This window comes from Bacillus sp. EB106-02-03-XG38 (assembly GCF_058792175.1).
On sequence record NZ_JBYTED010000006.1, the window covers coordinates 201,869 to 221,584 of the forward strand.

Consider the following 19,716-nt stretch of genomic DNA (forward strand, 5'->3'; position numbering starts at 1 on the left):
ATTATAGAATAAACATTTGTAAATACGTAATAAACCACCGTTTCGGTTTTTTAGAGAAATCCCCTCAGATTTGAAGTAATTCTTAAAAAAACTCCATTTTGTAAGTGTTTTTGTTCAATTCTAGAAAAATAAGTCTTGAAAATCCATATTATGAAATGAATTTAGCGTATGTATGCCTATTTCTTCAAAATAATATGGAGTGTAAAATCGAAGTGAATATAAAGGAAATACGCTCGATACTTTTGCTATAATTCCGTTCTTTTACCTATTCTTTCGCACGATTTAACTTGTGTTCTATTTCTTGTATCAGGTATAATATGGCTAAGTAGCTTAGTACGGGTATGCTTAGCAAAATTGGTAAAAATTATAATTTGATTACATTTTCATATCATATCGAATAAGATATTTGATTTATATAATGAAAGAGAGGTGAAACCTGGTTTAAAAAATAAACAAGGACATGATATCGCATAACGGTAAGGACATTCGTCTTGGACGGTGAATATATGGTGGTTGTAGAGTTTCCCCTGGTGTCTCTGCAATTTTAGTGAAATCAGTGTTTGAAAGATTTTTAAACCAGGCAACAACATGAAGAGAAAAGAGAATGAGTCTGTTAAAGTATTTGCTCTTGGTGGAGTAGGTGAAATCGGGAAAAACATGTACTGTGTTGAAATTGATTCTGAAATCTTTATTGTAGATGCAGGGTTAATGTTCCCGGGAGATGAAATGTTTGGAATTGATATCGTTATTCCTGATATTACATATTTAGTGGAAAACCAAGAGCGAGTAAAAGGTTTATTTATTACTCACGGTCATGAAGATCATATTGGTGGTATTGTTTACGTACTTCGTAAATTATCTATTCCAGTGTATGCAACGAAATTAACAGTAGGACTTATACAAGAAAAACTTGGCGAAGCGGGTATGTTAGGCCGTGTAGACTTAAAAACAATCGATTCAAATTCAACAGTAGAGTTTAATACTACAACGGTGTCATTCTTTGGAACGACACATAGTATTCCAGATTCTGTTGGTGTTTGTTTCCATACATCAAAAGGTGCGATTGTATATACAGGAGACTTTAAATTCGATCAAACTCCAATTGGAAATAGCGGGGCAGATCTTGGAAAAATGGCTCAAATCGGAAATGAAGGCGTACTATGCTTGTTATCTGATAGTACAAATGCTGAGCGTCCAGGCTATACAGGTTCTGAAAAAGAAGTTGGTGTAGAAATTTCTAAAGTGTTCTACGGCGCAGAAGGACGTATTATCGTTGCTTCATTTGCATCGAATGTACATCGTATTCAACAAGTATTTGATGCAGCTGCTGAAACAGGACGAAAAGTAGCGGTTGTAGGACGTAGTATGGTGAAAGTAGTAGATATCGCAAGACGTCTTGGTTATTTAGATGTTCCAGAAGGTATGGTTATTTCACTACAAGAAGTAGACAATTTCCCAGAGAAAAAGGTAGCTATTTTAACGACAGGTAGCCAAGGGGAACCGATGGCGGCACTTTCTAGAATGGCGAAGCAAGCTCATAAACAAATTTCAATTCGTAAAGGTGATACGGTTATTATTGCGGCTTCTCCAATTCCGGGTAATGAAATATCTGTATCAAAAATTATCGATTTGTTATTTAGAGCAGGGGCTGAAGTTGTTTATTACGGTGAAAGAAAAGTTCACGTTTCAGGTCACGGTAGCCAAGAAGAATTAAAATTAATGTTAAATTTAATGAAACCAAAATATTTTGTACCCGTACATGGTGAGTTCCGTATGCAAAAAGCGCATGCATACTTAGCTGAAGATGTAGGTATTGCAAGAGAAAATATCTTTATCGTAGAAAAAGGCGATGTAATCGGTTTTGGTGACGATGAAGCGAACTTAGTTGGTAAAGTCCAAGCTGGGAATGTATTAATTGATGGATTAGGTGTAGGTGACGTTGGTAATATCGTTCTTCGCGATAGAAAAATGTTATCTCAAGATGGAATATTAGTAGTTGTTGTAACACTTGGTAAGGATGAAAAGAAAATTGTTTCTGGTCCAGAAATTATTTCACGTGGTTTTGTGTATGTACGTGAATCAGAAGCGTTAATTGACCGCTCTACAGAGATTGTACGTATGATTGTTGAGCAATCAATTAAAGAATATTCAATTGAATGGTCTATGCTAAAACAAAATATTCGTGAATTATTAGGACAGTTCTTGTACGAAGAGACAAAGAGAAAACCTATGATTTTACCGATTATTATGGAAGTTTAAAAAAGGTCACCTTTACGGGTGATCTTTTTTTCTTTTTTAACTCTATCGAATGAAATTTATAACTTAAGAAATAATAGTGATATACGAGTGAAAGGGGATGCGATATGACAGAACGTGATCGTTATACAAATGAAGAGAAAGAGGCTGAGCCGAAAGAAGCTGGAAAAGAAGCTTCAATAGTAGAAAAAATTCAACAGCTTGGACAAACGAATGTACCACAAATGAATGAATCGCGTATTCATTGTTTAACAATTATTGGACAGGTGGAAGGTCATGTCCAATTGCCGCCGCAAAATAAAACAACAAAATATGAGCATATCATTCCACAAATTGTTGCAATTGAACAAAATCCGAAAATAGAAGGTTTACTTTTAATATTAAATACTGTCGGAGGTGACGTCGAAGCCGGGCTAGCTATTTCTGAAATGGTCGCTTCACTTTCAAAGCCGACTGTATCACTTGTTCTGGGCGGAGGACATTCTATCGGTGTGCCAATTGCTGTTTCTACGGATTATTCATTTATTGCGGAAACTGCGACGATGACAATCCATCCTATTCGCCTAACAGGTCTTGTTATAGGTGTGCCGCAAACATTTGAGTATTTAGATAAAATGCAAGAAAGAGTCATTCGATTTGTGACGAAGCATTCGAAAGTCACGGAAGATCGTTTTAAAGAGCTTATGTTTGCGAAAGGAAATTTAACGCGAGATATTGGTACGAATGTAATTGGTGGAGATGCAGTGAAGTATGGTCTTATAGATGATGTCGGTGGTATCGGAAATGCGATTCGAAAACTGAATGAATTAATAGATGCTCGCGGAGATGATAGTACAGAAGGGACAATGTTACAATGATTTTATATACAATTATGCCAGAGCAACTCGTGTATCCACCCGATTATTCTCAATGTGAAAGTCAAAAAATTGTAAATATAAATGGTGTTGAATTAATGGTTTCAGAAGAAGAACATGGGTATTATTCGATTGTACGTGTGTTAAGTACGGATCCGTTTCACTACTTAGAGTTTGAGCCTGGTCAGAAAATAACCTTTTAGTAAAAAGAAGGATTTTGTTTAGAAGCTATGGTATAATATAAAAAACAAGACGGTTGAGCAGCCATGAGAGGGCTGCTTTCTTCTGTTTATTTAACATTTTACAAGAAGTGTAAAAATAGAAGATATAGAGACCTGAAAAAATAGAGAAAACAGACATATAAGTAGAGTTTTTAGGAGGCTTTACGTATATGTAGAACACGAGGTGAAGAAATGGCAAAACAAAAGCAAAGAGGGACAAAGGCAAAGGCAAGACGTACGATAAAGCCAACCTTGTATTATGAAATCGTCGGTTTAACTCTTTTTGCACTTTCAATCATTACGATTTTACAGCTAGGCGTTGTAGGGAAATCGTTTGTGTTATTTTTTCGCTTCTTCTTTGGTGAGTGGTACATAATTGGTGTGTTGGGTGTAATAGCTTTATCGGTTTCGTTTGTTATCAAACGTGGATGGCCGAACCTTTTAAATAAACGGTTAATCGGTTTTTATTTAATAGTATTGGCGATATTAATGTTTAGTCATATTACATTATTTAACCTACTTACGAAAGATGGAGCAGTGCAAAATACTTCTGTTATTGTGAGTACGAAAGATAATTTCTTTCTTGAAATGAAAAAAGGGCCAGATAGTGTTCATTTAGGTGGTGGCATGTTTGGTGCGCTTATGTTCGCGACTTGTTATTTCTTATTTGATGAAGTAGGAGCTTATATTATTGGTATTATTTTAGTTATTCTCGGTATACTTTGTATAACAAATAAGCATATTGGAGAAGTGTTAGCTCCAGTTGGTAGAATCCTTAGAAGTCAATTTCAAGTGATGCAAGGGGACTATAAAGATTGGAGAGCGAAAAGAACGGCTGAACAAACAGAAAAGAAAAAAACAACGAGAAGCACAAGGAGCAAACGTGCTGCAGAACAAGAAGAGATTATTGAGCCGATGGAAGAAATCTCAATTGATCCTCCCATTATTTCGAATTTCACTGAGAATTATCCTGTAAATGAAGAAGAGAATAAACGAATTGAAGTAGAGGAAGAAGAGTTAATCACTTCACCATTTATCGAAGAGGCTCCGCCAATTGAAGAGCCGAAGAAAAAGCGTGGAGAAAAAATCGTTGAATCGCTAGAAGGGGAAACACAAGCACCTCCTATGCAATTTTCAAATGTAGAAAATAAAGATTACAAGCTCCCTGCACTTGATATATTGAAATTTCCAAAGAATAAGCAAGTTACAAATGAAAATGCGGAAATTTATGAGAATGCTCGTAAATTGGAGCGTACTTTCCAAAGCTTTGGAGTGAAAGCGAAAGTAACAAAAGTACATAGAGGTCCTGCAGTTACAAAATATGAAGTGTATCCTGATATGGGAGTAAAGGTAAGCAAAATCGTTAGTTTAAGTGATGATTTAGCACTTGCTTTAGCTGCGAAAGACATTCGTATCGAGGCACCAATTCCCGGGAAATCAGCTGTAGGGATTGAAGTTCCGAACTCAGAAGTTTCTATGGTAACGCTTAGAGAAGTTCTTGATTCTAAGGCTAATAATCATCCAGAAGAGAAGTTGTTAATTGGTCTTGGACGAGATATTACAGGTGAAGCTGTATTAGCCCGTTTAAATAAAATGCCCCATTTACTAGTAGCTGGTGCGACGGGTAGCGGGAAAAGTGTATGTATTAACGGTATTATTGTTAGTATTTTAATGCGTGCAAAACCACATGAAGTAAAATTAATGATGATTGATCCGAAAATGGTAGAGTTAAATGTATATAACGGTGTTCCTCACTTATTAACACCAGTTGTAACGGATCCGAAAAAGGCATCGCAAGCATTGAAAAAAGTCGTGAGTGAGATGGAACGTCGTTATGAGTTGTTTGCTCATAGTGGCACGCGTAATATTGAAGGATATAATGACTATATAAAAGAACATAATAGTCAATCAGAAGCGAAACAACCGGAATTACCTTATATTGTCGTGATTGTGGACGAGTTAGCAGATTTAATGATGGTTGCTTCATCAGATGTAGAGGATGCAATTATGCGTCTAGCACAAATGGCTCGTGCGGCTGGTATTCATTTAATTATTGCAACGCAGCGTCCATCAGTTGATGTCATTACGGGAGTTATTAAAGCGAATATTCCATCACGTATTGCATTCGCTGTATCTTCTCAAACAGATTCTCGTACAATTCTTGACGGCGGTGGTGCAGAGAAATTACTAGGTCGTGGAGATATGCTGTTTATACCAATTGGTGCATCGAAGCCTGTACGTGTACAAGGTGCGTTTTTATCAGATGATGAAGTTGAGAGAGTTGTAGAATATGTTATTGGTCAGCAAAAAGCGCAATATCAAGAAGATATGATTCCGCAAGATGTTCCTGATACGAAGCAGGAAGTAGAAGATGAATTATATGATGAAGCAGTTCAGCTCGTAGTGGAAATGCAAACGGCATCTGTTTCTATGTTGCAACGTAGGTTTAGAGTTGGATATACGCGAGCTGCTCGTTTAATTGATGCAATGGAAATGAATGGTGTAGTAGGTCCGTATGAAGGTAGTAAACCACGAGAAGTGCTCATTAATGATGTACAAGAAAAAAGTTCATAAAAAAAGCCTAATTGTTTTTACAATTAGGCTTTTTTATATGCTGGTTTTGTTATATACTATGTTCAGAGGTAAAGAAAGGGCTTACATTTAAAGTGGTTCTTTAGAATACGAATACTTTGGTGTGGTTTTTTGTGAACGTTCGATATTTAATGTAGAAAAATGTTAAATTTTGTTGACACGTATGGGAGCAAGTGGTAAGATTACTTCGAAAAGAATCACTGCCTCATATAATCTTGGAGATAAGGTCCATAAGTTTCTACCTGGCAACCATGAATTGCTGGACTATGAGGGGAAAAGTGTGTAACAAAGGATGTAAGAGATCTTTGTGCCGAACTTTTTCTCGAAATGAGGAATGTTTATGGTGCAAAGTTTTTTTTATGCAGTAAAGAGTGAAAATTTCATCTTAAAAAATTATTAATATTTATTCGACAATTGCGCTTATTTTAGTGTTTAGTAATTTTTATTATGTTGTAAGTTGAAAAAAGAGAAAAGAAGTCTTACATCAGAGGTCGAATAATTGAAATGCGGGGGAGTCTTATGTCAGTAAAATCCGATAGTCGTCACCTATATTTACGGGTGATTGATCACATCAAAGAAAAAATTAAAGATGGAGCTTACAAAGAAAGACAAAAGTTACCATCAGAGTTTGATTTAGCGAAAGAACTTGGCGTAAGTAGAGCGACTTTAAGGGAAGCACTGCGTATTTTAGAAGAAGAAAATGTTGTCATTCGTAGACATGGTGTAGGAACATTTGTAAATGCTAAGCCGTTATTTTCTTCGGGGATTGAACAACTTTCTAGTATTACAGATATGATTTCTAGTGTGGGGAAAACACCAGGAACTATCTTTCTATCATCATCTACAACAAGTTTAACAGAAGAGGAAAAAGAGAAGTTTAATAGTGAAGATGGTTTTAATGCAGTGATGATCGAGCGTGTGCGTACAGCAGATGGGGAGCCTGTTGTATATTGTATCGATAAACTTGCAAAAGAAATATTGCCGGATTTATCGGGATACAATGAAGAATCATTGCTAACGGTGATACATAACAATACGCATAAACGTATCACATACGCGGTTGCTCATATTGAGCCAATTGGCTATCATCCGAAAATTTCACCGATTTTAGAATGTGAACCAGAAACAGCACTGCTAGTATTAAAACAAATGCACTATGATCAAAATGATGAGCCAATCTTATATTCTATCAATTACTTTAGAGCTGATAAGTTTAGCTTCCACGTATTAAGAAAACGTATGTAGGTGAGTTCCATTTTAGGGAGGTGACAGCAAGAAGTTAGGGACAGCAGCGTATAAAAAAATAGACAATTCATTTCAGGAGGGGTTTCTAGTATGAAGAAAAAAACAGGTCTTTTATTATCATTAACATTAGCAGCAAGTGCGGTTTTAGGTGCATGTGGTAACTCGGATAAAGCGAGTAGCGACAAAAAAGAGTTTAAAGTTGGTATGGTTACAGATGTTGGGGGCGTTGATGACAAATCATTTAACCAATCAGCTTGGGAAGGTTTAACGAAGTTCGGTAAAGATAATGACTTAAAGAAAAATGAAGGATATCGTTATCTTCAATCTAGTAAAGATGCGGATTATATCCCGAATTTAACGAAATTTGCGAAAGATCATTATAACACAACATTTGGTATTGGATACTTAATGGAAAAATCAATCGAAAAAGTAGCTGATCAGTATCCGAAAGAACAATTTGCGATTGTAGATACAGTTGTAAAGAAGCCAAACGTAACAAGTATTACATTTAAAGACCATGAAGGTTCATTCTTAGTTGGTGCTGTAGCAGCAATGACGACAAAATCAAATAAAGTTGGGTTTGTTGGTGGTGTAAAAAGCCCATTAATTACAAAATTTGAATCAGGTTTCAAAGCTGGTGCAAAAGCAGTAAATCCAAATATCGAAATCGTGTCACAATATGCTGATGCATTTGATAAACCAGAAAAAGGATCTGTATTAGCTTCAGCAATGTACGGTGGTGGAGTTGACGTAATTTATCATGCTTCAGGTGCAACTGGTAACGGTGTATTCACAGAAGCGAAAAACCGTAAGAAAAAAGGTGAAAACGTTTGGGTAATCGGTGTTGACCGTGACCAAAATCAAGAAGGTATGCCTGAAAACGTAACTTTAACTTCGATGGTAAAACGTGTTGATGTTGCAGTAGCAAAAGTAGCACAAGAAGCGAAAGATGGTAAGCTAAAAGGCGGTAAAGTAGAAGAGTTTGGCTTAAAAGATGACGGTGTTGGTATTGCGAAAACAACTGATAATGTGAAAAAAGTAAACCCGGAAATTTTAACTAAAATAGAAGATTTTGAGAAGAAAATTACTGCTGGTGAAATTAAAGTACCTGCAACAGACGAAGAATATAAAACATATGAAGCTTCTCTAAAGAAATAATAATAGAGAAATAGCAAAGGTTAGTTCGTAGAACTAACCTTTGCATATATAAAAATACTTTTAATAGAGTGTAATTAGGGAGTGTTCCCTGCTAAAAGGAGGAACAAAATGGAATACGTAATTGAGATGAACAATATTACAAAAGTATTCCCAGGCATTGTAGCGAATGATGATATTACGCTGCAAGTAAAACAGGGAGAAATACATGCTTTACTTGGAGAAAATGGTGCAGGGAAATCAACGCTGATGAATGTGCTGTTCGGTTTGTATCAACCAGAACAGGGAGAAATTAAAATCAAAGGAAACCCTGTTAAAATTACGAATCCGAATATAGCAAATGACCTTGGTATTGGGATGGTCCATCAGCATTTTATGCTTGTTCATAATTTTACAGTTACAGAGAATATTATTCTCGGAAATGAACCAAAGAAAAATGGAAAAATTGCTGTTGAAGAAGCTGCAAAAGAAATTAAGCAATTATCTGAACAGTACGGTTTAGCTGTTGATCCGCATGCGAAAATTGAAGATATTTCTGTTGGGATGCAGCAAAGGGTTGAAATATTAAAGACTCTTTATCGTGGTGCTGAGATTTTAATATTTGATGAGCCAACTGCGGTGTTAACTCCTCAAGAAATTCATGAGTTGATTCAAATTATGAAAAAGCTTGTGCAAGAGGGGAAATCTATCATTCTTATTACACATAAGTTAAAAGAAATTATGGAAGTTTGCGATCGTTGTACAATTATTCGTAAAGGTAAGGGGATTGGTACTGTTGATGTAGCGGAAACGGATGAGCATAAACTTGCAGAGTTAATGGTCGGACGTCAAGTGAATTTTAAAACAGCAAAAATAGAAGCTAAACCAATGGAAGAAGTACTATCTATTGCAAACCTAATTGTTCATGATACGCGCAAGTTACCTGCTGTAAAAGGCCTTGACTTAACTGTTCGTGCAGGAGAAATCGTTGGGATTGCAGGAATTGATGGAAATGGTCAAAGTGAATTAATAGAGGCGATTACTGGTTTACGAAAAGTTGAGTCAGGTTCTATTGCAATTAAAGGAAAAGAAATAACGAATTGGCCAGTTCGAAGAATAACAGAAGAGGGGATTGGTCATATTCCTGAAGACCGTCATAAACACGGACTTGTTCTCGATTTTTCTGTTCGGGACAATATTGTTTTACAAACATACTATAAAAATCCATTTTCAAAGAAAGGGATTTTAAATTTTAGTAAGATTACAGAAAAAGCAAAAGCGCTTATTGAACAGTTTGATGTACGTACACCTGGGGAACACACGTTAGCTCGTGCTCTATCTGGTGGAAACCAACAAAAGGCAATTATTGCACGTGAAGTAGATCGTAATCCAGACTTATTAATTGCAGCGCAGCCAACACGTGGTTTAGATGTAGGTGCGATTGAATTTATTCATAAAAAATTAATCGAGCAGAGAGATAACGGTAAGGCAGTATTACTTTTATCTTTAGAGCTGGATGAAATTTTAAATGTAAGTGATCGAGTTGCTGTTATATATGAAGGGAAAATCGTGGCAATTGTTGATGCGAAAGAAACGAATGAACAACAGCTTGGGTTATTGATGGCCGGCGGGACAGGGAAAGAGAAGGTGAACACAAATGACTAAAAAATTTTTAACGGAACGAACAATTAATATTTTAGTACCTGTGTTATCCGTAGTTTTCGGTTTACTTGTTGGTGCCATTGTAATGTTGGTTAGTGGATATGATCCAATTGTTGGATATGCCGCACTTTGGGAAGGGATGGTTGGTAATCCACAAGCTATCGGTGAGACGTTGCGTACAATGATTCCGCTTGTACTAGCTGGCCTTTCAGTAGCATTTGCATTTCGTACAGGTCTTTTCAATATTGGGGTGGAAGGACAGTTATTAGTTGGGTGGCTTGCTGCTGTTTGGTTTGGATATGCAGTGTCGTTACCAGCAATTTTGCATATTCCGTTATCTATTTTAGTGGCAGCAATCGCCGGCGGTTTATGGGGTTTTATACCTGGATATTTAAAAGGAAAGCTTAAAGTAAATGAAGTAATTGTTACAATTATGATGAACTACATTGCACTTTATGTTACGTATGATCTTATTAAGCGTTTTATTCATGAAGGTAATGAGAAGTCTTATGATGTACAAGCAAGTGCTTCGTTAGCTTCTGACTGGTTATCTTCATTGACAGATGGATCTCGTTTACATTGGGGAATTGTTGTAGCTATTATCGTTGCAATTGTAATGTGGTTCTTATTAGATAGAACAACGTTAGGATATGAATTAAAATCGGTTGGTTTTAACCAAAATGCTTCTCAATATGCAGGGATGAAAGTATCGCGTAATGTTGTATTATCAATGACAATTGCAGGTGCTTTTGCCGGAATTGGTGGAGCTATGGAAGGACTAGGGACATTCCAAAGTATGACGGCGATGTCGTCGTTTACTGGTATCGGATTTGATGGGATCGCGGTAGCGCTTCTAGGAGGAAATAATCCATTTGGTATATTATTAGCAGCTTTACTGTTCGGTGGTTTAAAAAGTGCAGCTCCACAAATGAATTTTGAAGCAGATGTACCTTCTGAGTTAATTAACGTTATTATTGCATGTATTATTTTCTTTGTTGCGTGCAGTTATGTTTTACGCTGGGCACTTACACGCATGAGCAAGGAGGGGAAATAAATGAGCTTTTTAGATATTTTAGCCATTCTTGTGACGGGTACGTTATATACGGCAGCGCCACTTATTTTTACGGCGTTAGGTGGAGTGTTTAGTGAACGTTCTGGAGTTGTAAATATAGCGTTAGAAGGTTTAATGTTATTCGGTGCATTTATCGGAATTGTTACAACGTTATTAATGGGTGATACGTGGGGATCGATGACACCTTGGATCGCACTATTATTCGCAGCGATTGGTAGTGGCTTATTTGCACTTCTTCACGCGGTAGCATCTATTACATTCCGTGCAGATCAAGTGGTGAGCGGGGTAGCGATTAACTTTTTAGCTCTTGGTTTAACAGTATTTGCGATTAAGAAAATCTTTGGCAAAGGACAAACTGATTTCATTCAATACCGCATTGAAAAAATCGATGTTCCGGGTCTTTCGGATATTCCGGTAATTGGAAAAATCTTTTTCTCAAATGTACCGTTAACATCATATATTGCTATTATTTTGGCGTTTGTCGTTTGGTATGTCATTTATAAAACGCCGTTCGGTCTTCGTCTTCGTGCGGTTGGTGAACATCCAATGGCAGCAGATACGATGGGTATTAATGTATATAAAATGCGTTATATTGCAGTAGCTATATCTGGAATGTTTGCAGGAGTTGGTGGAGCGGTCTTCGCTATGTCGATCTCTGGTAACTTCTCAGGTGCTACAATTACGGGACAAGGTTTCTTAGCGCTAGCAGCTATGATTTTCGGTAAATGGAATCCACTCGGTGCTCTTGGAGCGGCTCTGTTCTTCGGATTTGCTCAATCATTAGGAATAACTGGTGGTACAATTCCGGTACTAAAGGAAATTCCAAGTGTATTCTTAACGATATTACCGTATGTATTTACAATATTAGCGCTTGTTGGTTTTGTAGGTCGTTCTGAAGCTCCGAAAGCATTAGGAACTCCTTATGAAAAAGGAAAACGATAAGTATAAAAAAGCTCGCACATTAGTGCGGGCTTTTTTACATAGACTATATTTAATACGGAATTTTACTATGTTCCTTACATATTCAAGTTTTTAGAAAGAGGTTAATGTAAGTATAGTGAGGAAGAAAAGTTGATTTTTTATTTCTAAAAACTGTATATTGAAGAGGAATATTCCTACATACGTAAAGGAGGGCTATAAATGAAACTAATGGAACAACAGTTACATGAGTTAGGTGGTTTGCGAGTACATATTATTCCAACTGATAAATATAAAACAAATACTTTTGTATTTCGTTTTAAGGCACCTTTAAATGAGGAGACGGTGACAGAGCGTGCCCTATTGCCATACGTATTGCAAAGTGCGACAGAAAAGCTTCCTTCTGTAATTCGTCTTCGTCAATATTTAGAAGAATTGTATGGATCTTCTTTGGCAGTAGATGTAAGTAAAAAAGGAGAAGACCATATTATCTCTATTTATGTAGACATTGCAAATGAAGTATATTTACATGATGCACCACCGTTATTTGAAAAAGCACTTTCTATGTTATCGGATATCGTTTTGCATCCAGCGACAGAGGGGAATGGTTTTCTACCTTCTATCGTAGAAAGTGAAAAGAGAGCGCTCTTGCAACGAATTGAAGCTACGTATGATGATAAAATGCGCTATGCAAATGAGCGTTTAGTTGAAGAAATGTGCAAAGTAGAACCGTATCGTTTAAGTGCAAATGGGAAAAAAGAGAGTGTTTCTTCTATTACAAATGAAAGTTTGTATCAATATTATCAAAAAGTGTTAGCAGAAGATGAAATGGATCTATACATTATTGGTGATATTTCAGAAAACGCAGTTGATCTTGTAAGTAAGTATTTTTCTATTTCAGCACGTCCTGCAAGGGAAAGAAATGTACTTCTTCATAAGAGAAATAATGAAGAAAAAGAAGTTGTTGAAAAACAAGAATTAAAACAAAGTAAATTACACATCGGCTATCGTACGTTTATTACGTATAAAGACGAAGATTATTTTGCATTGCAATTGTTCAATGGACTGTTTGGAGGATTTTCTCATTCGAAGTTATTCGTGAACGTTCGTGAAAAAAATAGTTTAGCGTACTATGCGGCATCCCGTTTTGAAAGTCATAAAGGTTTATTGTTTGTCATGTCAGGAATCGAAGCGAAAAATTATGAAAAAGCTGTTGAGATTATTAAAGAACAAATGTTAGCGATGCAAAATGGTGATTTTTCTGAAGAAGAGATGCACCAAACGAAAAGTGTTATTCAAAATCAAATATTAGAGGCGATTGATACACCGCGTGGATTTGTAGAAATGCTGTATCATGGCATTATTTCAGACCGTACGCGTCCGGTGGAAGAATGGCTTACAGGTATTGAAAGTGTGACGAAAGAAGAAATTGTGAAAGTTGCTAAAAACATTGAACTAGATACAATTTACTTTTTACAAGGAACGGAGGGAGAATAAATGGAGAAAATTGTTTATGAGCAATTAAAAGAGACACTCTATTATGAAAAACTTCCTAATGGATTAGATGTATATATTTTACCGAAGCAAGGTTTTAATAAAACATTTGCAACGTTTACGACAAAATATGGTTCTATGGATAATACATTCGTACCACTAGGTAAAGAAGAAATGATTCGTGTGCCAGATGGCATTGCTCATTTTCTTGAGCATAAATTATTTGAAAAAGAAGATCACGATGCTTTCCAATTGTTTAGTAAACAAGGAGCATCGGCAAATGCTTTCACATCTTTTACAAGAACAGCTTATCTTTTTTCATGTACATCAAATGTAGAACAAAATTTAAATACATTGTTAAACTTCGTACAAGAACCGTACTTCTCTGAAAAAACAGTTGAGAAAGAGAAGGGGATTATCGGGCAAGAAATTCAAATGTATCAAGATAATCCGGATTGGCGCTTATACTTTGGGTTAATTGATAGCTTATTTGTAAAACATCCAATTAAAATTGATATTGCAGGGACAATCGAGTCTATTAGTAAAATTACGAAAGACCTATTATACGAGTGTTATGAAACGTTTTATCATCCGAGCAATATGTTACTATTTGTTGTGGGCGCAATTGATCCAGAGAAAACAATGGATTTAGTGCGTGAAAATCAAGCGAAAAAAGACTATAAAAATCAGCCGGAAATTGTACGTTCATTTGAAGAAGAACCAGATGCGGTAAATGAAAAAAAGAAAATTATTTCAATGCCTGTACAAACACCGAAATGTTTAGTGGGTATTAAAGCGACAAATTTAAAAGAAAAAGGAAAAGCTCTTTTAAAACAAGAAATTGCGCTTACGTTACTTTTAGATTATTTATTTGGAAAAAGCTCCGTTCATTACGAATCTTTATATAATGAAGGATTAATTGATGATTCGTTCTCGTATGATTATACGGAAGAGAATAACTTCGGTTTTGCAATGGTAGGCGGCGATACGAAGCAACCTGATGAGCTAGAAGAGCGCTTGAAAGGTATATTATTAAATACAAATTATGATCAATTAGATGAGGCGGCATTAGAACGAGTAAAGAAAAAGAAAATAGGTGGCTTTTTACGCTCATTGAATTCACCGGAATATATTGCAAATCAGTTTACACGATATGCATTTAATGAATCGAGTCTGTTTGAAGCATTAACGGTATTAGAAGGATTAACTGTTCAAGATTTACAAGAAGTAGCGAAAACATTATTATCAGAAGAAAGAATGAGCGTTTGTCAGGTTTTACCGAAGAAATAAAAGGTTTTATAAAAATACCCTCATCTTATCATAGAGAAATGATAAGATGAGGGTATTATTTAGTTGTATGAAAATGAGTTTGTAGAGATAAGAGAGGGAATTTATGAAAAAGTATGCATTAGTAACTGGAGGGAGCGGAGGGATTGGCTCTGCTATTTCAAAACAATTAATTCAAGATGGATATACAGTATATGTTCATTATAATAACGGTGAAGAGAAAGTGAATGAGTTGCAGAAAGAATGGGGTGAAGTGATTCCTGTTCACGCTAATTTAGCTTCTGCTGATGGAGCAGAGCAATTGTGGGAACAAATTGAACAGCCTCTTGATGTTATCGTATATGCAGCTGGGAAGAGTATATTTGGACTCGTAACAGATGTAACGAACGACGAATTGAATTCTATGATAGAACTTCAAGTGAAGAGTATCTATAAATTATTATCAATGGCATTGCCATCTATGATTCAGCGGAGAAGCGGCAATATTGTACTTGTTTCTTCTATATGGGGGCAAATTGGCGCATCATGTGAAGTACTTTACTCGATGGTAAAAGGTGCACAAAATTCATATGTGAAAGCTTTAGCGAAAGAAGTTTCATTAAGTGGAGTAAGAGTGAATGCGGTGGCGCCAGGTGCAATTGAAACGGAAATGTTAAACGTATTTTCAGAAGAGGATAAAAATGAAATTGTTGAAGAGATTCCGTTAGGACGATTAGGATTACCAGAAGAAGTGGCGAAAACAGTATCATTTCTTGCATCACCAGGTGCATCTTACATAACGGGACAAATTATCGGAGTAAATGGCGGTTGGCATTGTTAAAAATTTCTTACATAAAAAATAAAAAACTGTACAAATTAAGCATGATTCTATTACTAAGTAGTGAGGTGCTTACACATGTCAGTTTTAGATAATTTTGATCAATGGAAAAGCTTTTTAGGAGAACGTTTAGAACAAGCGGAAGGAAAAGGGCTTAATAGTGGTGCTGTATCAGATATGGCATTTCGTGTTGGTGATTATTTGGCAAATGAAGTAGAAGCGCGCAACGATCAAGAGAAATTGTTGGCTGAGCTTTGGAAAGTTGCTGATGAACAAGAGCAACATACAATCGCAAACTTAATGGTGAAGTTCGTACAACATAAGTAAAAAATAGAGAGGAGATTCTCCTCTCTATTTTTTTTGTATAATAATAACGCAGGATAGATTATACATTTAGCTTCCCTATTAAGGTGAAATCATATAATATAGTACGTAGGTGTAAAGTAAGCAAGGGGAGTGATCTTGGATGATTGAATGGTATTTTGAATATGAAATACATAAAAACCGACCTGGCTTGCTTGGTGACGTTTCTTCGTTAATCGGTATGCTCGGCATTAATATTGTCACAATTAATGGTGTAGATAATGCAAGGCGTGGATTACTCCTAATGTGTGATAATCAAGAGCAAATCTCTAGACTTGAATCAATTTTAAATACGATGGATAACATAACGGTAACGAAATATCGTCCGCCAAAGCTAAGAGATAAGCTAGCGGTTAGACATGGTAGGTACATACAACGAGATGCAGATGATAAGAAGACATTTCGATTTGTACGTGATGAATTAGGATTACTTGTAGACTTTATGGCTGAAATAATGAAAAAAGAAGGTCATAAACTAATCGGAATACGAGGAATGCCTCGTGTCGGAAAAACAGAATCCATTGTTGCCGCAAGTGTTTGCGCAAATAAAAGATGGTTATTTGTATCATCTACTCTTATTAAGCAAACGGTTCGTAGTCAATTGATTGAAGACGAGTATAGCGACGACAATATTTTCATCTTAGATGGAATCGTGTCAACAAAGCGTGCTAACGAAAGGCATTGGCAGCTCGTTCGTGAAATTATGAGGTTGCCTGCAACGAAAGTTGTGGAACATCCTGATGTATTTGTGAGCCAGTCAGAATACACATTAGATGATTTTGATTATATTATCGAGTTACGTAACGATTATGATGAAGAAATTCAATATAATTTAGTAGATGAAATTGAGCAAGGTACGCAAAATAATTTCTCTATGTTTGACTTTTAAAGAAATATTGAGGTGTTAGTAGTGACAGAATTAGGACAAAAGCTGAAAGAAGCAAGAGGAACGAAAGGCTTGTCTATTGATCAGCTGCATGAGGTTACAAAAATTCAAAAGCGCCATTTAGTAGCGATTGAGGAAGGCAATTATGATGTATTGCCAGGAGCTTTTTATGCGCGTGCATTCATTAAGCAATACGCAGATGCGGTTGGATTAAATGGAGAGGAATTGCTTGTAGAATATCAGAGTACGATACCACAATCTGAAAAACGCGACGTGCCACAAGTATCAACAGGACAAAAAACGCAAGAAACAATGCAAAAATCTTCATCATGGCCAATTGCAGATCACATGCCGAAAATTTTAGTTGCGCTGTTAGTAATTGCATTTGGAATGGTAATTTGGTTTGTTTTCCAGGCGTTAACTGGAAAAGATGATGCGAAAGTTCCGAATGCCCAAAGCGAGAAAATTGAAGTGAAAAAAGCGGAAAACTCTCCGTTAGATACGAAGAAAGATGATGTGAAAGCGGAAGAGCCGAAAAAAGAAGAACCAAAAAAAGAAGAGCCAAAGAAAGAAGAACAACCAGCGCAACCAACTGGACAACAAGAAGTGAAAGTAGTTGGTACAACTGGTAAAGTATCTACTTTGGAAATTCATAACAATAAAACATTAGAACTGGAATTATCGGGTAAAGGTGCGAGTTATGTAGATGTTAAAGATGATGCTGGGAATGTGATTCTAAACGCTACAGTACAAGAGGGCCAAATAGAAAAACGTGATGTATCAACATTAAAAGAAGTGCGACTTAATATTGGAAATGCAACGAATGTTGAAGTTAAACTGAATGGCCAAGTGGTCGCTTATCCATTGGATCCAGAAAAAGAACTTCACCAAAGATTGGTGATAAAAAACCAAGGGATAGAGCAACCTGCACAATAACAGTCATCGCTTCGATGACTTTTTTCAATGAACAAATGTTTTTGATATGATGGAGGAATAGCTGTGAATTTACCAAATAAAATTACAATATCTAGAATCTTCTTAATTCCAATTTTTATGGTAATTATGTTAGCGCCATTTGATTGGGGCTCATACACAATTGGTGATGTTGATTTACCAATTCAACATTTAGTAGGGGCACTTATCTTTATTGTTGCTTCAGCTACAGATTGGATTGATGGACATTATGCAAGAAAGTATAACCTTGTAACAAACTTAGGGAAGTTTCTTGATCCGTTAGCTGATAAATTACTTGTTTCAGCAGCACTTATCACATTAGTTGAGATGCAATACGTACCTGCTTGGATCGTTATTATCATTATAAGCCGTGAGTTTGCGGTAACTGGTTTACGTCTTGTACTTGCTGGAACAGGAGAAGTAGTTGCGGCAAATCAACTAGGGAAAATTAAGACATGGACACAAATTATCGCGATTGCGGCATACTTATTACACGATGTACCTTTAAATTTAATCCATATTCCAGTTGCTGATATCTTTATATGGATTGCATTAATTTTTACTGTTATTTCAGGATGGGATTATTTCTGGAAAAATAGAGCTGCTTTTGTAAACTCAAAATAGAAGTTTATGGGGGAATTGGGATGAATGCTGAAATTATTGCGGTTGGAACAGAATTGTTACTTGGACAAATTGCAAATACAAACGCCCAGTTTTTATCTGAAAAGTTAGCTTCAATTGGGATTAACGTGTACTACCATACTGTAGTTGGGGATAATAACACTCGATTACAGCAGGCGATTGAAGTTGCAGAAGAGCGCGCGGACATGCTTATTTTTACAGGTGGATTAGGACCGACAAAAGATGATTTGACGAAGGAAACAATAGCGTCTAGCTTAGGGGAAGAGCTTGTATATGATGAAAAGGCATTAGCATCAATAAGCGATTACTTTAAGCGTACAGGTCGCGAATTCACGGAGAATAACAAAAAGCAGGCGCTCGTTTTAAATGGAGCAACTGTATTTTCGAATGATCACGGCATGGCGCCTGGTATGGGGTTAAATAAGAACGGAAAAGTTTATATTTTATTACCAGGACCACCGAAAGAAATGAAGCCGATGTATGTAAGTTATGTAGAGCCCTTTTTACGTAACTTTACAACAGGAGAAAACATTTATTCTCGTGTGCTTCGCTTCTTCGGGATTGGGGAATCTCAATTAGAAGTGAAAGTTCAAGATTTGATTGATGGACAAACGAACCCGACAATCGCTCCGCTTGCGAATGATGGAGAAGTGACATTACGTTTAACTGCTAAGCATCAAAGTGTTCATAAAGCACAGAAACTCATTCAGCATACGGAAGATTTGATTTTAGAAAGAGTAGGAGAATTTTTCTACGGATATGACCAAGAGTTTCTTCATAATAAGGCGATAGAGTTATTGAAGAAAAAAGGATTAACTTTAGCGTGTGCAGAAAGTTTAACGGGTGGTCTCTTCGGGAATCAAGTAACAGAAAGTGCTGGTGTGTCTTCTGTATTTAAAGGCGGTGTCATTTGCTATCATAATGATGTGAAGCAGCATGTTCTACATGTACCTGAGGAAGTGTTGTCTACTGACGGTGCCGTTAGTCAAGAATGTGCTCGTTATCTTGCTGAAAATGTTAGAGGATTATTAAAAGCGGATATCGGAGTTAGTTTCACTGGGGTAGCAGGACCAGATGCTTCAGAACATAAAGAGCCGGGAACAGTATTTGTTGGACTGGCGATTAAAGATGAACCAACTGTAGTTTTCCCTCTTCATTTAAGTGGAAGTCGTCAACAAATTAGGGAACGCTCAGTAAAATATGGATTTTATCATTTGTATAAAAAGCTAGAAGAGATATAAGTCTCTTCTAGCTTTTTTCACGGATAAAGGCGGTTTTATTTAATGGAAAATAAAAAAATCGAATAAATGTTCGATTTT

General features: G+C 36.3%; 17 protein-coding genes and 1 riboswitch. All 17 genes read left to right on the forward strand.

The features are described 5' to 3' along the window. Positions 1-588: 588 nt before the first annotated feature. The 17 genes from AC3WTI_RS23815 to cinA all read left to right on the forward strand — a co-directional run bounded on the left by AC3WTI_RS23815 (position 589) and on the right by cinA (position 19,638). Entirely contained in the window at positions 589-2,259 is a 1,671-nt protein-coding gene (locus AC3WTI_RS23815) for a ribonuclease J (RefSeq protein ID WP_000823086.1), read from the forward strand. A 104-nt stretch (positions 2,260-2,363) separates the two neighbouring features. Next, on the forward strand, positions 2,364-3,113 hold the full coding sequence (tepA, locus tag AC3WTI_RS23820) for a translocation-enhancing protein TepA (RefSeq protein ID WP_087958625.1): 750 nt from the start codon (positions 2,364-2,366) through the stop codon (positions 3,111-3,113). Beyond that, complete coding sequence (locus tag AC3WTI_RS23825) at positions 3,110-3,313, forward strand: YlzJ-like family protein (RefSeq protein ID WP_087958626.1); 204 nt, start codon at positions 3,110-3,112, stop codon at positions 3,311-3,313. Before tepA ends, AC3WTI_RS23825 begins: the two co-directional genes overlap by 4 nt. A 210-nt stretch (positions 3,314-3,523) precedes the next feature. After that, the gene (locus tag AC3WTI_RS23830) at positions 3,524-5,905 is read left to right on the forward strand and encodes a DNA translocase FtsK (protein WP_087958627.1); all 2,382 of its coding nucleotides are present in this window, start codon (positions 3,524-3,526) and stop codon (positions 5,903-5,905) included. A gap of 203 nt (positions 5,906-6,108) precedes the next feature. Further along, positions 6,109-6,210, forward strand: a riboswitch (purine riboswitch). Between the two features lie 232 nt (positions 6,211-6,442). Further along, on the forward strand, positions 6,443-7,168 hold the full coding sequence (locus AC3WTI_RS23835) for a GntR family transcriptional regulator (RefSeq protein ID WP_000114176.1): 726 nt from the start codon (positions 6,443-6,445) through the stop codon (positions 7,166-7,168). Between the two features lie 90 nt (positions 7,169-7,258). Continuing rightward, a complete protein-coding gene (locus AC3WTI_RS23840; protein WP_087958629.1) occupies positions 7,259-8,326 on the forward strand; it encodes a BMP family lipoprotein in 1,068 nt (355 codons plus the stop codon). Between the two features lie 108 nt (positions 8,327-8,434). Next, positions 8,435-9,967 (forward strand): ABC transporter ATP-binding protein, encoded by a 1,533-nt coding sequence (locus tag AC3WTI_RS23845; RefSeq protein ID WP_097840525.1) that lies wholly within the window; start codon positions 8,435-8,437, stop codon positions 9,965-9,967. Further along, a complete protein-coding gene (locus tag AC3WTI_RS23850; protein WP_087958630.1) occupies positions 9,960-11,018 on the forward strand; it encodes an ABC transporter permease in 1,059 nt (352 codons plus the stop codon). Before AC3WTI_RS23845 ends, AC3WTI_RS23850 begins: the two co-directional genes overlap by 8 nt. Continuing rightward, positions 11,019-11,978, forward strand: a complete 960-nt coding sequence (locus AC3WTI_RS23855) for an ABC transporter permease (RefSeq protein ID WP_000008843.1) — start codon at positions 11,019-11,021, stop codon at positions 11,976-11,978. Between the two features lie 198 nt (positions 11,979-12,176). After that, complete coding sequence (gene yfmF / locus AC3WTI_RS23860; RefSeq protein ID WP_087958631.1) at positions 12,177-13,451, forward strand: EF-P 5-aminopentanol modification-associated protein YfmF; 1,275 nt, start codon at positions 12,177-12,179, stop codon at positions 13,449-13,451. Further along, positions 13,452-14,738 carry an EF-P 5-aminopentanol modification-associated protein YfmH gene (gene yfmH, locus AC3WTI_RS23865; RefSeq protein WP_087958632.1) on the forward strand — a complete coding sequence of 429 codons (1,287 nt, stop codon included), beginning with the start codon at positions 13,452-13,454 and terminating at the stop codon, positions 14,736-14,738. A 103-nt stretch (positions 14,739-14,841) separates the two neighbouring features. After that, positions 14,842-15,555 carry an elongation factor P 5-aminopentanone reductase gene (gene ymfI, locus AC3WTI_RS23870; protein WP_087958633.1) on the forward strand — a complete coding sequence of 238 codons (714 nt, stop codon included), beginning with the start codon at positions 14,842-14,844 and terminating at the stop codon, positions 15,553-15,555. A gap of 75 nt (positions 15,556-15,630) precedes the next feature. Next, positions 15,631-15,879 (forward strand): DUF3243 domain-containing protein, encoded by a 249-nt coding sequence (locus tag AC3WTI_RS23875; protein WP_000114448.1) that lies wholly within the window; start codon positions 15,631-15,633, stop codon positions 15,877-15,879. A gap of 139 nt (positions 15,880-16,018) precedes the next feature. After that, positions 16,019-16,804 carry a DUF3388 domain-containing protein gene (locus AC3WTI_RS23880; RefSeq protein WP_000574107.1) on the forward strand — a complete coding sequence of 262 codons (786 nt, stop codon included), beginning with the start codon at positions 16,019-16,021 and terminating at the stop codon, positions 16,802-16,804. Between the two features lie 21 nt (positions 16,805-16,825). Then, complete coding sequence (locus tag AC3WTI_RS23885) at positions 16,826-17,737, forward strand: helix-turn-helix domain-containing protein (protein ID WP_087958634.1); 912 nt, start codon at positions 16,826-16,828, stop codon at positions 17,735-17,737. Positions 17,738-17,800: 63 nt separating this feature from the next. Beyond that, positions 17,801-18,379 carry a CDP-diacylglycerol--glycerol-3-phosphate 3-phosphatidyltransferase gene (gene pgsA, locus AC3WTI_RS23890; RefSeq protein WP_001052973.1) on the forward strand — a complete coding sequence of 193 codons (579 nt, stop codon included), beginning with the start codon at positions 17,801-17,803 and terminating at the stop codon, positions 18,377-18,379. A 20-nt stretch (positions 18,380-18,399) separates the two neighbouring features. Further along, positions 18,400-19,638 carry a competence/damage-inducible protein CinA gene (gene cinA / locus AC3WTI_RS23895; protein WP_087958635.1) on the forward strand — a complete coding sequence of 413 codons (1,239 nt, stop codon included), beginning with the start codon at positions 18,400-18,402 and terminating at the stop codon, positions 19,636-19,638. Positions 19,639-19,716: the final 78 nt, after the last annotated feature.

Coding starts and splice junctions, on each gene's coding strand:
- AC3WTI_RS23815 (WP_000823086.1), top strand. CDS start 589: ATGAAGAGAAAAGAGAATGAGTCTGTTAAAGTATTTGCTCTTGGTGGA.
- tepA (WP_087958625.1), top strand. CDS start 2,364: ATGACAGAACGTGATCGTTATACAAATGAAGAGAAAGAGGCTGAGCCG.
- AC3WTI_RS23825 (WP_087958626.1), top strand. CDS start 3,110: ATGATTTTATATACAATTATGCCAGAGCAACTCGTGTATCCACCCGAT.
- AC3WTI_RS23830 (WP_087958627.1), top strand. CDS start 3,524: ATGGCAAAACAAAAGCAAAGAGGGACAAAGGCAAAGGCAAGACGTACG.
- AC3WTI_RS23835 (WP_000114176.1), top strand. CDS start 6,443: ATGTCAGTAAAATCCGATAGTCGTCACCTATATTTACGGGTGATTGAT.
- AC3WTI_RS23840 (WP_087958629.1), top strand. CDS start 7,259: ATGAAGAAAAAAACAGGTCTTTTATTATCATTAACATTAGCAGCAAGT.
- AC3WTI_RS23845 (WP_097840525.1), top strand. CDS start 8,435: ATGGAATACGTAATTGAGATGAACAATATTACAAAAGTATTCCCAGGC.
- AC3WTI_RS23850 (WP_087958630.1), top strand. CDS start 9,960: ATGACTAAAAAATTTTTAACGGAACGAACAATTAATATTTTAGTACCT.
- AC3WTI_RS23855 (WP_000008843.1), top strand. CDS start 11,019: ATGAGCTTTTTAGATATTTTAGCCATTCTTGTGACGGGTACGTTATAT.
- yfmF (WP_087958631.1), top strand. CDS start 12,177: ATGAAACTAATGGAACAACAGTTACATGAGTTAGGTGGTTTGCGAGTA.
- yfmH (WP_087958632.1), top strand. CDS start 13,452: ATGGAGAAAATTGTTTATGAGCAATTAAAAGAGACACTCTATTATGAA.
- ymfI (WP_087958633.1), top strand. CDS start 14,842: ATGAAAAAGTATGCATTAGTAACTGGAGGGAGCGGAGGGATTGGCTCT.
- AC3WTI_RS23875 (WP_000114448.1), top strand. CDS start 15,631: ATGTCAGTTTTAGATAATTTTGATCAATGGAAAAGCTTTTTAGGAGAA.
- AC3WTI_RS23880 (WP_000574107.1), top strand. CDS start 16,019: ATGATTGAATGGTATTTTGAATATGAAATACATAAAAACCGACCTGGC.
- cinA (WP_087958635.1), top strand. CDS start 18,400: ATGAATGCTGAAATTATTGCGGTTGGAACAGAATTGTTACTTGGACAA.